General features: G+C 71.8%; 9 protein-coding genes. 3 read left to right on the top strand and 6 right to left on the bottom strand.

From position 1 onward, the window contains the following. Positions 1 to 72 precede the first annotated feature (72 nt). The 3 genes from ABZ452_RS28015 to ABZ452_RS28005 form a co-directional block, all read right to left on the bottom strand. Positions 73 to 1,089: a LuxR C-terminal-related transcriptional regulator gene (locus tag ABZ452_RS28015; RefSeq protein ID WP_357949030.1), complete on the bottom strand. Its 1,017-nt coding sequence runs from the start codon at positions 1,087 to 1,089 to the stop codon at positions 73 to 75. A 233-nt stretch (positions 1,090 to 1,322) separates the two neighbouring features. Continuing rightward, positions 1,323 to 1,703, bottom strand: coding sequence for a VOC family protein (locus tag ABZ452_RS28010; protein WP_357949028.1), 381 nt, complete (start codon positions 1,701 to 1,703; stop codon positions 1,323 to 1,325). Between the two features lie 194 nt (positions 1,704 to 1,897). Next, positions 1,898 to 2,470: a GNAT family N-acetyltransferase gene (locus tag ABZ452_RS28005; protein ID WP_357949025.1), complete on the bottom strand. Its 573-nt coding sequence runs from the start codon at positions 2,468 to 2,470 to the stop codon at positions 1,898 to 1,900. 1,261 nt (positions 2,471 to 3,731) lie between these two features. Between ABZ452_RS28005 and ABZ452_RS28000 the strand changes: the two genes are divergently transcribed. Together ABZ452_RS28000 and ABZ452_RS27995 are read left to right on the top strand one after the other, a co-directional pair. Next, a complete protein-coding gene (locus ABZ452_RS28000) occupies positions 3,732 to 5,270 on the top strand; it encodes an FGGY family carbohydrate kinase (RefSeq protein ID WP_357949023.1) in 1,539 nt (512 codons plus the stop codon). Next, positions 5,267 to 6,901 (top strand): fucose isomerase, encoded by a 1,635-nt coding sequence (locus ABZ452_RS27995; RefSeq protein WP_357949020.1) that lies wholly within the window; start codon positions 5,267 to 5,269, stop codon positions 6,899 to 6,901. The genes ABZ452_RS28000 and ABZ452_RS27995 overlap by 4 nt, the downstream gene beginning before the upstream one ends. Positions 6,902 to 6,985: 84 nt before the next feature. Here the strand turns inward: ABZ452_RS27995 and ABZ452_RS27990 are convergent, their stop codons facing one another. The 3 genes from ABZ452_RS27990 to ABZ452_RS27980 all read right to left on the bottom strand — a co-directional run bounded on the left by ABZ452_RS27990 (position 6,986) and on the right by ABZ452_RS27980 (position 12,923). Further along, positions 6,986 to 7,984, bottom strand: a complete 999-nt coding sequence (locus ABZ452_RS27990) for a LacI family DNA-binding transcriptional regulator (RefSeq protein WP_357949017.1) — start codon at positions 7,982 to 7,984, stop codon at positions 6,986 to 6,988. A 157-nt stretch (positions 7,985 to 8,141) separates the two neighbouring features. Continuing rightward, a complete protein-coding gene (locus tag ABZ452_RS27985) occupies positions 8,142 to 11,825 on the bottom strand; it encodes a GH116 family glycosyl hydrolase (protein ID WP_357949014.1) in 3,684 nt (1,227 codons plus the stop codon). 15 nt (positions 11,826 to 11,840) lie between these two features. After that, a complete protein-coding gene (locus ABZ452_RS27980; protein ID WP_357949011.1) occupies positions 11,841 to 12,923 on the bottom strand; it encodes a GTP-binding protein in 1,083 nt (360 codons plus the stop codon). 254 nt (positions 12,924 to 13,177) lie between these two features. On the opposite strand from ABZ452_RS27980, the gene ABZ452_RS27975 reads away from it, so the two are divergent. Then, positions 13,178 to 16,429 (top strand): DUF2961 domain-containing protein, encoded by a 3,252-nt coding sequence (locus ABZ452_RS27975; protein ID WP_357949008.1) that lies wholly within the window; start codon positions 13,178 to 13,180, stop codon positions 16,427 to 16,429. The last annotated feature ends 68 nt before the right edge of the window (positions 16,430 to 16,497 follow it).

Here is a 16,497-nt window from a genome sequence, read left to right as displayed (position 1 = left end):
GCCGAATGACGACGCGCCGGGACCCCCGCACGGGCGGTCCCGGCGCGTCGCCGTGTTCGGAGCATGCCCCGGTCAGGTCCCCACCGACTCCTTCAGCCACCCCCGCTCCGACGCCAGCAGCGCGATCTGGAACCGGGTCCGGGCGCCGAGCAGGGCTCCCGCATCGCTGACATGTTTCTGCACGGTACGGCGGCTCACCTTGAGCACACGGGCGATCGCCTCGTCCTTCATCCCGCTTGCCATCATGTGCAGGATCTCCCGTGTTCGCCCGTCCGGCCCCACGGTCGTCGGACTGCCCTTCGGAGCCGGCCCGTCGTGTCGGCTCGCCAGCGACACCGGTTCGGCGCGTTCCCACACGCTCTCGAACAGCGCCACCAGCGCCACCACCAGCGCGGGGGAATGCACCACCATCGAACCCGCCGCCGGGTGGTCCCCGCGCACGGGAAGCAGAGCCGCCGCCCGGTCGAACACCACCAGCTTCACCGGCAGCCCCGACGCCAGCCGCAGCTCCCCGCCCTGACCCGTCCCGCGCAGCGCCGTCGCGAGCGACACCGCGTCGGTGAACCCCTCCGTCTCGTACACCGACCGCAACCGCACCCCGGGCGCCACTCCCGACTCCCCGACGGACGCCTGCGCGGCCGTCACATACGGCGGCTTGGCCAGATGCAGCACCTCGACCGAACTCCCCTTCAGCAGCTGGCCGTAGCGCGCCGGCACCTCGTCCTCGCGCTCCAGCACCTCCACCAGGTGCGCGCCGCGCGGCCCGGACACCGCCTCGTACACCTCGTGAAGCCGCTCCACGAGGCCCTCGACGCGGGCCAGTTCGGCCCGCCGCCGGGCCAGCAGGGCGCTGAGCGACGACCGTGGAGGGCCGGCCGCCCATCGCGGTGTCGTGCCGTCGATCTGCAGCACCAGTGCGGAGTCCGCCAGGTGCCGCAGCGCTCGTTCCGCCGCCGCCGGGGACACCCCGACCGCCGCCGCCACCTCGGTGACGTCCGCCGACGGCACGGTCACCAGGTGCTCCAACACCCGCCCGGCCAGTGGATCCAGACCGGTCACCGCCCACGGGCTGCCTGCAGTTCCGTCCATCCGTTCTGACACTCCTGTGGTCTGACCTCGTTCCGCTCCGGCGGACACCATCGGCGTGATGGTCAGGCCGCCAGGGCGGCCTCGTCGTCGCCGGGACTGCGGTGGCCCGGGCTGCTGGGCAGCCGGTGCAAGTTCTACCAGCCCTGATGGCAACCCAGGGGGCCCGTACCAGCCGATGGACGTCGAGCCGGGAATCGAGATCGGCGCCTCGTTGAAGATCAGGACGGCTGAGCTCAGTTCACGGGCGGCGCCCAGGAAGGGCGTCTGATCAGGCAGAACGGGTGGCCAGCCGGATCGGCGTAGACGTGGTCGCCGGGCAACGGCCGCGCGCCCAGCGCGAGCACCGCCTCCCCTGCCGCAGCCTGGTCGTCGACCATCACGTCGAGGTGCATCTGCTGCGGCACTGCCGACGCCGGCCACGTGGGCGGCGTCAGGTCGGCGGCGCGCTGAAACGCCAGCCCGGACGCCGACGTGCTGGCCGACACGACGACGAAGTCCTCGTCCGCGTAGGTGATCGGGTCGCCGAGGACCGCGCTCCAGAACCGCGCCTCGACCAACGGATCCGGGCAGTCGACGATCAGATGGTGGAGCCGACCGATCGGCAAAGTCGCCACCTCCTTCGTGATCGGGCCCCGGCCCGCGCGGTCAGTATGGCCGCTCGCGAAGGGAAACGGCGTGTCCGGACCGTGTTCGTGCGTCGTCGCCGAGAAGGTGACGCCACAGGCAGCGGCAGGGGAGTGCCCGGTGCCGGCCCCTCGACGCAGCGAAGCGGAGCACGCCGGGCGACGTGGCGCGAGGGAACGAGGGCTCAGCGGGCGGGCACCGGCTCGGCCGAGGGCCGCCACTCGCGCCTGATCAGCCCGTAGACCCACGAGTCGGAGACGTCGCCGTTCACGATGCAGTCCTCCCGCAACGTCCCTTCACGCACGAACCCGAGCTTCTCCAACACACGGGCGGACGCCACGTTGCGTGTGTCGGCCTCCGCCTGCACGCGATTCAGGTCCAGCGTGTCGAATGCCCACCGCAGCAACGCGTGCGCGGCCTCCGTCGCGTAGCCGTGGCCCCACGCCTCCTCGTCGAAGCAGTAGCCCAGCGATGCGCTGCGGTAGTCGGGGTTCCAGCGGTTCAGGCTGCACCAGCCGATGAAAGTCTTGTCGGAGCCACGATCCACGGCCAGCCGCGCACCGGTGCCTGCCTCTGCCATCTGCCGGCAGGCCGCGATGAACCGCTCGGCGCGCACGCGTTCGCTCCACGGCGGCGCGTCCCAGTAGCGCAGCACGTAGGCGTTGCTGTGCAGCGCGAAGAGGTCGTTCGCATCCGCGTCGCCGAAGGGGCGCAGTCTCAGGCGAGTGGTGTGCAGCGTGGGGGTGGGCAGCGACACGGGCGTCAATGTTCCCTCCTGGGATCGGTGGCCGATCCACCAGATATCCGGTGCCGGCCCCCTCGCAAGGGGTTTTCTCGGCGGGCGGGTGCATACACCCGGACGTGCTCGCTCATCGGCACGTCCGGATGTATGCACCCGAGGCTCACCGTCGTCGCCGGTATCGGGCCGGCCCCGACGCTGGTTCGCGTCCGGTCATGAACGACCGCGCGCGGACCGCCGCGTGCCGCAGCCCGGGGCAGGGCCACCGTGCTTCTCGCCCCGGCTCAGGCCCACGGCGGCGGCTCACACCCGGACGAAGGAGTAGTCCCGGTGAGTCCTGCGGATCAGCCGGATACCGATCTTGGCGCGGCGGGCGATCTCCCCGCGGCTGGTGCCCAATCCCTCGGAAGATGAGCCGTTCGGGGCGAAGGGGCACGGGGTCGTCGAAGATGACCGAAAGCTGGACGGGCCAGTGGCTCTCGGGAAGGGGCGCGGCGAGCCGTTGCCCGCACGAGTCCCACTCCACGGCGGCCCGGTTGCTCCGGGCGAGGAGGTCGCCCTTGGCACCGACACCGGAACTGCCGTCGCCAGATCCGGCGAGGCCGCAACGGCAGTGGACGCAGCGGGACGTGGGCAGGGAAAGGCGCGTACGCCCAAGGATCCAGGACAGCACGATATGAGGACGCGTAGACATGATCTCTCTGAAGACCTGACGGAGGGCATGGGAAGAGAGCCGACGGCGACGTCGGCGACCGATGCACGGGGAGGTGCCAGGTTAGAGAGCAGGCGGTGTCACGCGGGGTGAAGTCCTCTCGTGAGTGTCGGAGAAGAAGATCCAGCTAAAGGTAGGGCGGGCAGGGCTGGCGATGCCACCCATTTTGTCCTGGTGCCGAGCGCTGAAGGGCGGGGTCGGCGAGCTGGGCGTCGACCAGGCGCCGATCGCCCCTGCGGCCCCTTCTGCGACATTCCGGCCGCTCCCGGCGACTTGTTTCTCCCGTTGGCCTTCGCCCTGACCTTCGGCGACCTCGCGGGGACGGCCGCAGAGCGGGCGGCCACGCGACGGCGCCTGTCGGCATCGGGAGGGGCCGGCGGATCCACTGTGTCCGAAGCCGAAGTGAGCTAACGATTTCCCGGCGGCGTCGACTCCCTCGGGTCGTGCCCACACCCGCACCCATCAGGCGATACGACTCCGTGCCGGTGCGCGTGCTGGCACGCGGCAGGGAAAGACGCCGACGGATCGGTCTTGATTCGGAAATCGATTGCTGGAACAGTGGCGCCCATGAAGGTTGCGGCCGTTCTGGGCGTCGACATCGGCACATCGAGCAGCAAGGGTGTCCTCGTCGACGCCGACGGCCGGGTTCTCCGCTCGGCGACCCGCCTGCACGAGGTGAGCCGCCCCCGACCGGGCTGGGTGGAGATGGACGCCGACGTCTGGTGGCAGGAGTTCGTCGCGCTCAGCCGTGAACTCCTCGCACCCGGCGACGCCGACGTCGTCGCCGTCGGGGTGAGCGGCATGGGTCCGTGTGTGCTGCTCACGGACGCCGCGAACACCCCGCTGCGCCCCGCCATCCTCTACGGCGTCGACACCCGCTCGACCCCGCAGATCGCGCACCTCACCGAGCGGTTCGGCGCGGCGGAGATCCTCCGGCGCTGCGGCTCGGCACTGTCCAGCCAGGCGGCGGGCGCCAAAGTGGCCTGGGTGGCCGACAACGAACCGGAGCTCTTCGCCAAGGCCCGGCGGCTCTTCATGCCCAGTTCGTGGCTCGCGTGGAAGCTCACGGACCACTACGTGCTCGATCAGCACTCCGCGAGTCAGTGCACACCGCTCTACGACACCGAGGGCCAGGACTGGTACACGCCATGGGCCACGGAGGTCGCACCCGATCTGGTCCTGCCGCCGCTGCGCTGGCCCGACGAGGTGGCCGGGACGGTGACGGCGACCGCGGCGGCCGAGGCCGGCCTGCCCGCCGGCGTCCCGGTCGTCACCGGCACCATCGACGCCTGGTCGGAGGCGATCAGCGTGGGCGCCCACGGCGTCGGCGACCTGATGCTGATGTACGGCACCACCATGTTCCTCGTCCACACGGTGACCGCCCGCCTCACGAACCCGTCGCTGTGGGGCACTGTCGGCGCTCTGCCCGGAACGCGGAACCTCGCCGGCGGCCTGGCCACCTCGGGCGCGATCACGGCGTGGCTGCGCGAGCTGTTCGGCTCACCGGACTTTCCCGAGCTGCTCCGGCTGGCCGAGGCCTCCGGCCCGGGCGCCAACGGGCTGCTCATGCTCCCGTACTTCGCAGGCGAGCGCACGCCCATCCTGGATCCGCGGGCCCGTGGCGTCCTCGCCGGCCTCACCGTCTCGCACACCCGCGGGGACCTGTACCGCGCCGCGCTCGAGGCGACCGCTCTCGGCGTGCGCCACAACATCGAGACGATCGAGGCGAGCGGTGGTGACATCCGGCGGGTCGTCGCGGTCGGTGGCGGCACCCAGGGCGGGCTGTGGACCCAGATCGTCTCGGACGTCACCGGGCGTGCCCAGGTCATCCCGTCGCAGACCATCGGCGCGAGCTACGGAGCCGCGTTCCTCGCCGCGCGGACCGGTTGGCCCGTCTCGATCGAGGCGTGGAACCCCGTCAAGGAGATCCGGCAGCCCCGGGCCGAGCTGGCCGCCGACTACGACGAGCTCTACGGGCTGTACCGCGAGCTCTACACGAGTTCCAAGCGGGTCGCACACGCGCTCGCTGCACGTCAGGACCGTCTTTTGGCCGCCGGCCCGCCGGCGGCCAGCGACACCCCACGCACCGAAGGAGTCGCCCCATGACCCGTTACCCGCTGCCCGTGCTGGCCGACCCGCCCGCCGCGGCGCCCGGCACCGTCTACACGGTGGCCAGCGGCGATCTCCGCCCCCGCGCGAACGTCACGTGCTGGCCCACGCAGCAGCAGCTGGAGGCCGACCTCGCGGCCGCGGTCAACGCGCTCGGCTGGAAGGTCGAGCGCGGCCACGCCTTCGACCCGGACAAGAGCCACGGTTTCATCGACAGCCAGCGCGCCGGAATCGAGGTCTTCAAGCACATCCCGGTCGACGCGCCGCTCATCGTGGTCGAGGCGGTCTGGCAGTACAGCCACCACGTCCTGGCCGGGCTGCGCAGCCACCGGGGACCGATCCTCATCGTCGCCAACTGGAGCGGCGAGTTCCCGGGCCTGGTCGGCCTGCTCAACCTCACCGCGAGCCTCACCAAGGCGGGCGTACGGCACTCCGCGCTGTGGAGCCGGGACTTCACCGACGACTGGGCGGTCAACGGGCTGCGCACCTGGCTGGAGACCGGCGAACTGCGCCACGACACCAGCCACGTCCGCGATCTGCCCGCCCTGCCGGACGACGCGGAGGTCGGGCTCGGTCGGGCCCTGGCCGCGCAACTGGTCCGGGAGAAGGCCGTCATCGGTGTCTTCGACGAGGGCTGCATGGGGATGTACAACGCGATCTTCGACGACGAGCTGATCAACCCGCTGGGCATCTACAAGGAGCGGCTGTCGCAGAGCGCCCTGGTCGCCGAGATGGCACGGGTCCCCGACGAGGAGGCCCACGCGGTCCGCCGCTGGCTGGACGAGGCCGGGATGACGTTCCACACCGGCACCGACGAGGCGACCGAGCTCACCGACGCCCAACTCACAAGCCAGTTCAAGATGTACGTCGCCGCCCTGCGCATCGCGGACGACTTCGGCCTGGACGCGGTCGGCATCCAGTACCAGCAGGGGCTGAAGGACACCGTCCCCGCCAGCGACCTGGCCGAGGGGCTGCTCAACAACGTCCAGCGGCCACCGGTGCGCAGCCGCGACGGCAGTCGCGAACTCTACGCGGGCGCGCCGCTGCCGCACTTCAACGAGGTCGACGAGGGGGTGGCCGTCGACTCGTTGGTCACCAACCGCATCTGGACCGCCATGGGCCTCGACCCGGCCACCACCCTGCACGACATCCGGTGGGGCGAGACCTACGGCGACGACTTCGTCTGGGTGTTCGAGATCTCCGGCTCGGTGCCGGCGTCGCACAACGGCGGGTACGACAAGTCGTACAGCATGCGGCAGCCGCCGATGTTCTTCCCGCTCGGCGGCGGCACGCTGAGCGGGGTCTCCAAGCCGGGCGAGATCGTCTGGTCCCGGGTGTTCATCATGGACGGTGGGCTGCATGTCGACCTCGGCCGCGCGACCGTCGTCGAGCTTCCCGAGGAGGAGACCCGGCGCCGGCTGGAGGCCACGAACCCGCAGTGGCCGATCATGCATGCCGTGCTGCACGGGGTCGGCCGCGACCAGCTGATGGCCCGCCACAAGGCCAACCACGTCAACGTCGCCTACGCGCCGGACGCGGAGACCGCCGACCGGGCCCTGCGGGTGAAGGCCGCGCTGTTCGCCGAACTCGGCGTCCAGGTGCACCTCTGTGGCGACGTCAGCCTCTGAGTAACCGCTCGGAGACCCGGCCGGTCGTGGGGCCCGGCCGGGTCGCCGGGCCGGAGTGCGGCCCCCTGCCGTACCGGCGAGCTGTCAGCTCGGGCGGGTGGAGCTGTCGCGCACCTGGAGCCCGGTGCTGAGCGTGACGGTCGACGGCAGTCGCGACGGGTTGGCGATCCGTTCGGTGAGCAGCCCGGCGGCGGCGCGTCCGAGGTCGTACGTCGGTTGGGAGACGGTGCTCAGCGACGGCCGGACCAGGTGTGCCCACGGAATGTCGTCGAAGCCGACGACCCCGACCTCGTCCGGCACCCGGATGCCGCGGTCGACGAGGCATTCGACGGCGCCCACGGTCATCAGGTTGTTCGTGGCGAAGACGCTGTCGGGCGGGTTGTCGCTGTCGAGCAGCGAGGCCATGGCCCGGTAGCCGCCCTCCTCGCGGAAGTCCGCGTACCGCACCAGGGCGTCGGTCGCCTCCCGCCCGCGCGCCCGCAGCGCGCGCTGGTAGCCCCGGAGCCGCTGGGCGGCCGTGGAGATCCGGCGGGGGCCGGTTATGCAGGCGACTCGCTGGTAGCCGTTGTCGAGCAGGTGCGTGGTCGCCAACCCCGCCCCGTGCACGTTGTCGACGAGCACCGTGTCGATGGTGACGCCGCGCAGCTGACGGTCGATCGCCACGACCGGGATGCGGGCCTCGAGGAGCCGGTTGATCACCGTCGAGCGCCCCGACGTGGAGATGATGACCCCGGCCATCCGTTCGGCAAGGACCGCCGCGATGTACCGGGACTCCTTCTCGGGGTCCTCGTCGGTGTTGCACAGGACCACGGAGTAGCCGGCGCTCTGCGCGACGTCCTCGACCCCACGCACCATCGAGGTGAAGAAGGGGTTGCCGATGTCGGAGATGATGACCGCCCAGAGGCTGGTCTGGCTCAGGCGCAGGTTGCGGGCGACCGCGTTGGGACGGTAGTCGAGGTCCTGCATCGCCTGGTGCACGCGCGCGGCCATGACTGGATCGACCGTGGTGCGGCCGTTCAGCACCCGCGAGACCGTCGCGGGCGAGACCTGAGCCTGCCGCGCCACGTCGTAGATCGTCGCCATTCGCCTCCATCCGGTGGATTCCTACGATGACAAGCCCGAGAACGAGTGCCTGCCGCCCGTACCCTCGCGGGTTCGGGGACTGGGCATCATACGGGCGGAAAGTGACGGGACAGTCACGGGCGTCCGGCGCCGGCGCTCGACGCGAGCACCGACACGTTCAGCCGTTGAGCATCACCTGGATGGCGTCTCCCCGACCGACCACGACCTCGGCGTCCAAGGTAACGAGAATGCGCCCGTCCCGGCACGACCAGTCACGCACGGGCAGCCTGCGATTGCCCAGACGTACCGTCACCCGTGCCGGGGAACGCGTCACCGCCAGAGCGATGCTGGACACCCGGAGGCGGCCGTACCGGACCTCGACCGTACCGGTGAGGTGCCCGCCGTGGCGCTCCTGCCGGAAGAGGCCCCACCCCTCCGCCGAGGTGAACGCGGCGGCGAACCTGTCGGGGCTGATCCGGGGCGCGAACCCGATGTGGCCGCGAGGGCCGTGGTGCTCGAAGCCGCAGGCCGCGAGATAGACACCGTGGCTGGCCATGGCCCGGGCGTAGTGATCGCCGCACTCGATCTCGTTGTACGGGTTGCGCTTGCCCGCGGCGTACCGCTCGTGCACCGCCCGGGTGAGGCTGAGCCCCTCCTCGACCAGGCCCTCCTGGAGCATGTGCGCCGCGACCTGGTACTCCTGGCCCGTCCACACCTCATTGAAGTACATGGCGGCCCAGCTCGCCGGGTTCCCGGCCGCGGTGTCGGCGCCGCCGTGCGGCCAGGTGGTCATCAGCATGCCGTACTCGTGGTCCATCGCGAACCAGCGACCGCCCGGGATGACGCTGCCCTCGCGGTAGGCGGCGTGGTCGGGCGTGAAGTTGTACCGGTAGAGGCTTTCCAGGGCGCTGACGGCCTGCTCCGCCGGTACGACACGGGGCAGCCCGAGCTGACCGGCGAGGCTCTGCCCGAAGAGTTGGTCGATGTGGCACCCGCGGTTGCTGTTGATGGCGTCGGCGTGGGCCGGGTCGATCTCCTGGATGAAGTACTCGCCGTTGAAGAGTTCCGTGGACAGGTGCCGGCTGCCGGAATCGGCGAGGGTCCGACACCGGTCGGCGAACTCGGGCTGGCCCACCTCGTCGGCCATCGCCGCGCCCGCCCGCAGCGCCGCGACGTACATTCCGGTGATCCAGGCGATCTGGCCGTACCAGGTGGTGTCGAGCGTGTTCGGCTGCGGGCCGTCGAGTGTGCCGTCCGGGCCCACGTCGTGTTCCATGATCCATTCCAGCGCGCGCCGTAGCCGGGGCCAGTTCACCCGCAGGTAGGTGTCGTCCGGCGCGGTCAGGTGTTCCCGGTAGCAGCGCAGGATCGTGCCGCACTGCCCGTCGGTGGCCCAGCCCATGTCGGCCTCGGCGCGGTTGCCGATCTGGCCCGTGTCCGGGTGGAATCCGATGCCGAGATCCACCCTGCTGCGGGTGTCGCGTTCCAGCTGGGGGAAGAGCCGGGCGATGGACTGGGCGTAGTTCCATACGTGCTCGCAGGTGCCCGCGCAGCAGTACACACCCTCCCAGCCGTAGAACCGTCCGTCGTCGAACAGGTAGCAGGTGTTGGTGGCGAGCGTCGACGCGGGGGCCAGGGTGCGCTCCAGGAACCAGTGCGGCAGGGTGGCGTCGGTGTACCAGGTCTTCACCCAGGTGCGGGTGTCGGCCTCCAGTCGGTCGAGGTCGTGGGCGACGTGTTCCACCACCGCGCGGGCGTCGGCGAACCGGGTCGCGTAGTGCCGGCGCAGGCTGTCCGAGCCGCGCAGGAAGCTGAGCGAAACGCGGTCCGGCACGGGGAAGTGCCAGCCGAGCACGAATCGCACGGTGCGGCTCTGGCCGGGCGCGAGGCGGACCGCCACGCTCACCGATCCGGCCTGCCCGGCCAGCGAGCCGTCCACCTCCGCGGGGCCGGCCTTGGCCGCGAACACCTCGTCGAGGCTGTCCCATTCGGCGAGCGACGGACGCGTCACCGCCCGGTTGTCGAGCGCGGCGAGAACGAGTGTGCCGTTGTCGGGCACCTGGTCCAGGGGCCGGGTATCCGTCGGCACGTCGCTGAAAACGATGCGGTCGACGTTGACGTGCCCCCACCCGCCGGTGTCCGCGTCCACGACCTCGATGACCGCCGTGCGGCCCTGGTACGCCGACAGGTTCATCGTCGCCACGCTGACCGGCTCCGCGTCGCGGCCGGCCACGCTGGCCACCAAGGCGCCGTCGACCAGGAGGTTGACGCACGTGCTGCCGCGGTGGCTTCCGCCGCCCACGGCCACGTTGACGTAGCGGCGCTCCACGGTGAACGGCCGGCTGGTCAGCTTGCCGGTGGCGCCGTCGGCTCGACCCGAGTCACCGCCGGAGCCGCGGAAGTCGTGCGACGTCACGAACCGCTGCCCGGACGCGCCGAGATCGCCGAAGCGCTTCATGTAGTCCGGCACCTCGGAGACTAGCACCGGGCCGGCGTCGAACGCGCTGCCCTCGACGGTCCAGCCCTCGTAGGTGTCCCGCTCCCAGTCCTCGAACACGATCTCCGGGCGGGGTGCGACGTCGGTGAACACGATCCGGTCGACGTTGACGTGCCCCCACCCGCCGGAGTGGGCGTCGACGATCTCGATGACCGCGGACTTCCCCTCGTACGCGGAGACGTCCAGGTAGACGCTGTGCATGGCCTCGGCGTTACGACCGGTCGCCGTGGCGACCACCGCGTCGTCGACGAGCAGGTTGACGCAGGTCTGGCCGGGGTGGTTGCCGCCGCCGACGGACAGCCGGACCGACTTGCGCGGGACCGTGAACGGGGCGCTGGTGAGCTTGCCGGTCGGCGCGTCGGCCCGGCCGATGTCGCCGTCGGCCCCGCGGAAGTCGTGCGAGGTGACGAGTCGCTGTCCGGTCGCGTTGAGCGGCCCGCCGTTCTTCATGTAGTCCGGCATCGCGGAGACCAGCACCGGGCCGGCGCCGAAGGCGGTGCCCTCGACGGTCCAGCCGTCGTAGGTGTCGCGCTCCCAGTCCTCGAAGACGACGTCGGGGCGGTCGGCCGTCTCGGTCTGCTCGGCGGCCGAGAACTGGACTCCGCGCAGCGACCCGTCGCCGAACGCCGTCGACCGCAGCGTGATCCCGCGCTGCGTCCTGGTGTCCAGGCAGGCGGGATTCTCGACGTAGCCGAGCAGGGTGGCGTCCACCGGTCGGTGCGAGGTGTTGCGCAGCGTGTACACCAGCACGGTCGCCGGCAGCGTCGAGTCCGCGACCGACAGCGGTACGAACGGCGAGAATCCCTCCAGGGTCACCTCGACCGGAGCGTCGGCGTCCCGGTACCGGACCGTGCCCATGGGGTACTGCCCGGTGAAACGCACCTGGTCGAAGCCGCCGGCGTCGAGCGCGCGGGTCTGGACCCGCCCGCCCGACAGGGTCCGCAGGGCGAAACCGTGCCGGACGGGCGAGGCGGGCTGCCGAGGGCTCGCGTACCCGACGTCGGTGGTGCCGGCCGCCGGTCGGTTGAAGATGTCCCAGTTCCACAGCCGCCCGTCGCCGCCGAGGTACAGCTGGCCGGTGGCGCCACCGCCGACCGGCATACCGAGCCAGCGGAGGTCGGTGCCCTCGTAGCTGGTCGGCTCGCCCCGGCGGTACAGCGCCGTGGACCAGTCGGGTGGCAGCGCCTTGTCGACCGGCACGCCGATCAGCCGATCCTCGGGTACGCCGAGGGCGGCGGCGGCTTCGGCCCGGGAGCCGGCGAGCAGGGTGCCGGCGGCGACCCCGAGGGAGAGGGCGAGGAAGTGCCGACGGTTCGGGCCGCAGGCGTTGCCGGCGCAGCACTGGTCGTGCGACTGGTCTGCCATGGGTGCTCCTGACGGTCAGGCCGATGCGGCCGGGAGACGGTGCACGGGGCGGGGGTAGGACGGTGCGAAGGCGTTCGCCGGGCCGGGCCGGGCGGCGGCGCCGGTCGCGAGGTCGGCGTCGTAGGCGGCGGCCCGTACCAGGGATTCCAGGTCCTCCGGTGGGCAGGTGGCGCGGACGTTGAGCAGCACGGTGGCGCGGGCCACCGCCGGTCCGTCGGGCCCGGTGGGCTCGTGCCGCGGCGGATCACCGGCGGCCACGACGCTCATGCGGATCAGCCCGGCGGGCGACCGGACGGCGAGTTTGGCGTGACCGATGACGTCTCCCCGCCGGGCACAGGCGGCGGAGAGCGATTCGAGGGCGACGTGTGCCCAGCGACGTGCGGAGAATCCCTTTCCGGCCGAGACCTGCCACACCTGGTTGAGCCAGCTCAGCCGCGCCTCCGCCGCGGCGTACCGGTCGTAGTCGACCGCCAGGTCCACGTCCCGGCCGCGAGGTGGCTCGCCGGTCCACCGCGCGACGAGCTCGTCGACGTGCTCGCCGAGGCTCGCGCTGTAGCCGAGGACGCCCGCGCCCGGATAGCCGCGCCGGATCTGGCCGAGGAGCGCGTCGAACTCGGCGCGGGGCAGGGTGTCGGACTTGTTGACCGCGATGAGGTTCGCCTCGGCGAGCTGGCGGTCGAACAGGTAGCCGAGGTCGCCGTCGAGCACGCCGACGCGCGCCGGGTCGACGATCGTGGTGAGGGGAGCCAGCGTGAGGCGGTCGCCGTAGCGGGCCCGCAGGGGGCGGATGACCGTCGCCTGCAGGTCGGTGCAGCTGCCGACGGCCTCGGCCAGGACGGTGTCCGCACGTCCGGTGTCGAGCAGGTCCGTCACCAGGTCGGCGAGGTCCTCGAAGCGGCAGCAGAAGCAGCCGTCGGTCACCTCGCCGACGTCGGGCACCGCGTCCCGGGCCAGTTGGGTGTCGACCAGGTCGCTGCCCTGGTCGTTGGTGATGACCGCGACCCGGCCGCCGCGCGCGGTGAGCAGCCGTCCGGCGGCCAGCATGGTGGTGGTCTTGCCCGCGCCGAGGAATCCGGTGAGGACGACGAGTCGGGGCACGGCTGCCCCCTCCCAGCGCGCCGCGCGACCGTGGCGCGCTCTCGTGAACGAGAAATCGTTTGCTCAGTTCTTTTCGAGGACCATAGGAGTGGCGGATGGGGCTGTCAACGTCGAAGTGCCGCCGACCTCGTCGTGAACATTCAAGGATTGACCGCCGTGCGACGGCTGCCTAACCTGGTCGCAGCTGCAGCGAGAAATCGATTCCTTGTCGTGCCTCACGATCCGCCCCACCCACCGATGTGGAAAGGCGATTCATGACACCCACCACCCGTGTACGACGTACCTCGCCGCGGCGGCTGCTCGGTGCCGCCGCCGCGGCGACGCTCATCGCCGGCTCGGCCGTCGTCGGTCTCACCGCACCCGCCTCGGCCTCCACCGGACCGACCACGAACGGCCCCGTCGGCTGGGACGTCTACCGCCGGCTCGACCGGCTCCCGGAACTCACCGACGGGTCCCGGGCCTACCAGTTCTCCAGCTTCGACCGCAGCGGTGGCAACGACGACGGCTTCTCCGGCCGGTACTCGTGCCTGCGCACCAGCGCCGAGGGCTGCGTCATCGCCGAGGCGACCGGCGCCGGCGAGATCGACTCGATCTGGTTCACCCGCGACGAGGGCAACGTCTCCGCCACGGGCACCATCACGGTCGTCCTCGACGGAAAGACCGTGCTCGACGCCAAGCTCCAGGACGTCGTGGACGGCAAGCTCGGTGCTCCCTTCGTCTACCCGGTGGTCGCCAACGCGGCGCAGAGCTCCGGCGGCGTCTACATCAAGGTGCCCATGACCTACCGCAGCTCGATGCGGGTCACCACGGAGAAGAATCCGGTCTTCCACCACGTCTCCTACCGGAAGTTCACCTCCTCGGACGGCGTCCGCACCTTCGACCCCACCGACCGGGCCGAGGACGTCATCGCGCAGCTCAAGGCCGCCGGCACCCGCGACCCCAAGCCCGCCCAGCCGGGCGCCACGACAGCTGAGCGCACCTTCGCCGTCCCCGCGGGCGGTCGGGCGACCCTCGCCAGTGGCGTGGGCCCCGGCGCGATCACCGCACTCCGGCTGAAGATCCCGCAGCTCGCCGGCGCGCCCGAGCCGATCGCCGACGACGGTCGCGCCTTCGGCGCCGGCGGCGGCAGCGAGTTCACCGTCGCCGTCGACCCGGCCAACACCGGCGTCCGGCTCACCCGCCGGCTCGACCCGCACATCGGGCACCAGCGGGCCCGCATCCTGGTCGACGGCGTACCGGTCGCCGAGTGGCCCGCCAACGACCCGGTGCCGTTCGGTACCTGGCTGGACCAGACCGTCGAGCTGCCGGCGAGCGCCACGGCCGGCAAGTCGAAGCTGACCATCCGCAACGAGTTCGTCTCGTCCGACCTCGACGTCAACGAGTTCACGTACTGGGTCGACAGCCTCGTCTCCGGCGCCGCGAAGCGCACCGACACGGTCGACCTGGGCCCGGCGCACACCGACGTCGAGGCGGCGCACGGCTACCGGATCACCGCGCAGACCTGGCAGGGCAGCAATACCTCGTCCTACCCGGCCGACGACGAGCGCAAGGCCGCCGTCGCCGCGTCCGACGCGGTGCTGCGTGACACCCGGCTGCGCATCTCGTTCGACGGCAGGACCACGGTGGACGCCCCGCTCGGCGAGTTCTTCGGCACCGGCCTCGGGCTGCACTCCGTCCGGTCCCTGATGTTCGGCGTCGACCCGACGACCGCGACGCTGTCGGCCTGGTGGCCGATGCCCTACCGGTCGCGCTGGTCGATCGAGCTGCGCAACGGATCCGACGTGGCGATCAAGCCGTCGGTGGCCACGGTGACCACGGCGCGGTCCGCCAAGTGGGCGGCGGCCCTGCGGCCGACCGGCGACACCGGCTACTTCCGGGCGACCGCGACCAGCGCCGACACCACGCCGGGCGCGGACCACCTCTTCCTCGACGTCGCGGGACGGGGGAAGTTCGTGGGGGTCACCCACACCATGGAGGGGCACATCCCCGCCGGCAACCAGCGCGACTACCTGGAGGGTGACGAGCGCGTCTACGTGGACGGCGCCCAGAGCCCGAGCATCCACGGCACCGGCACCGAGGACTTCTACGAGAGCGGCTGGTACTTCAACCACGGCACGTTCTCCGCGCCGATGAACGGCAACCCGGCCCACGAGATCGCCGACTACGGCTGCCGGTACGACTGCACCGGGGCGTACCGGCTCATGCTCGCGGAGTCGGTGGCGTTCTCGACCGGACTGCGGTTCGGCATCGAGCACGGCCCGGGCGACCAGGACCCGGCCCGGTACGGCTCCACCGCGTACTGGTACGGCCAGGACACCGTCGGGCAGCGCTGGACGGACACGGTCGACGTGGGCGACGCGGCCAGCGAGGCGGCTCACCAATACGCCTCCGGCGGTGACCGGACGGTGCTCACGGCGACCTTCGAGGGCGACGACGGCGCGCCCCGACCGGCGACCGACGACGTCCGCGCCTCCACCGACCCGATCCGGTTCCGGGTGGCCCTCGACGAGGACAACGCGGGCGCGGTCCTGCGCCGGGTCGGCGACCAGTCGGCCGCGTACCAGTCGGTGGCGGTCCGGATCGACGGGCGCGACGCCGGCACCTGGTCGCAGCCCCTGGCCAACGCGTCGCACCGGTGGCTGGAGGACGAGTACCGGCTCCCGGCCGCGCTCACCCGGGGCAGGGACGCGGTGACGGTCACCCTGACGCCGACCGCCGGCGCTCCGGCCTGGTCCGCGGCCCGGTACGCGGTGCTCAGCCTGGTCACGCCGTTCACCGACCACCAGCGGCCGGGCGCGGTCAGCCGGCTCACCGCCACCAGCGGCACGACCAACGCTGTGACGGTGGCCTGGCAGCCGGCCCGCGACGACGTCTACGCCCCCCGGTACGAGGTGTTCGCCTCCCGCCAGGCGGGCTTCACGCCGGGGCCGGGCAACCGGGTTGGCACCACGACCCGCCCGAGCTTCGAGCACGCGGGTCTGGGGCTGCGCGAGACCTGGTACTACCGGGTGCGCGCGGTGGATGCGGCCGGCAACGCCGGGCCGTACTCGCCGACCGCCTCGGCCAGCACGGGCGACACGCTGCGGATCGAGGGCGAATCGCTCCTGCCCGCGGTCAGCGCGGACGCGCCGGCGGACCCGCAGGGCGACTGCTGCGGCATCCACTGGTCGCAGAGCGCGCAGCTGTGGTTCCACGCGAACGGCCCGAACCAGAGCGTCACCGTCAACTTCACCGTGCCCACCACCGGGACCTACGACCTGCGCCTCGTGCAGACGCTGGCCCGGGACTACGGCACCAACACGGTGGCGATCGACGGTGCCCGCATCGGGCCGACCTTCGACGCGTACCACTCGCCGGAGGTGGTCGTGAGCGACCCGCTCGACTACGGCCGGCGGGAGCTGACGGCGGGCCGGCACACGCTCACGCTCGCCGTGACCGGCAAGGCCGCCGCGTCGGTCGGCTACCTGGCCGGGCTCGACTACGTCGAGGCGCGGCTCGTCTCGTGACCGACCGGAGCCGCCGGGTCCGCACCGGGCCCGGCGGCTCCGACCCGCAGCAGACCCGCAGACGACTC

The organism is Micromonospora sp. NPDC005707 (genome assembly GCF_040631005.1).
GTDB lineage: Bacteria > Actinomycetota > Actinomycetes > Mycobacteriales > Micromonosporaceae > Micromonospora.
This window is presented reverse-complemented; position numbering and strand designations above follow the sequence as displayed.

Bases quoted from the DNA above. Each gene is read 5' to 3' on its own strand.
- ABZ452_RS28015 (WP_357949030.1), bottom strand. From the start codon at position 1,089: ATGGACGGAACTGCAGGCAGCCCGTGGGCGGTGACCGGTCTGGATCCA.
- ABZ452_RS28000 (WP_357949023.1), top strand. From the start codon at position 3,732: ATGAAGGTTGCGGCCGTTCTGGGCGTCGACATCGGCACATCGAGCAGC.
- ABZ452_RS27995 (WP_357949020.1), top strand. From the start codon at position 5,267: ATGACCCGTTACCCGCTGCCCGTGCTGGCCGACCCGCCCGCCGCGGCG.
- ABZ452_RS27990 (WP_357949017.1), bottom strand. From the start codon at position 7,984: ATGGCGACGATCTACGACGTGGCGCGGCAGGCTCAGGTCTCGCCCGCG.
- ABZ452_RS27985 (WP_357949014.1), bottom strand. From the start codon at position 11,825: ATGGCAGACCAGTCGCACGACCAGTGCTGCGCCGGCAACGCCTGCGGC.
- ABZ452_RS27975 (WP_357949008.1), top strand. From the start codon at position 13,178: ATGACACCCACCACCCGTGTACGACGTACCTCGCCGCGGCGGCTGCTC.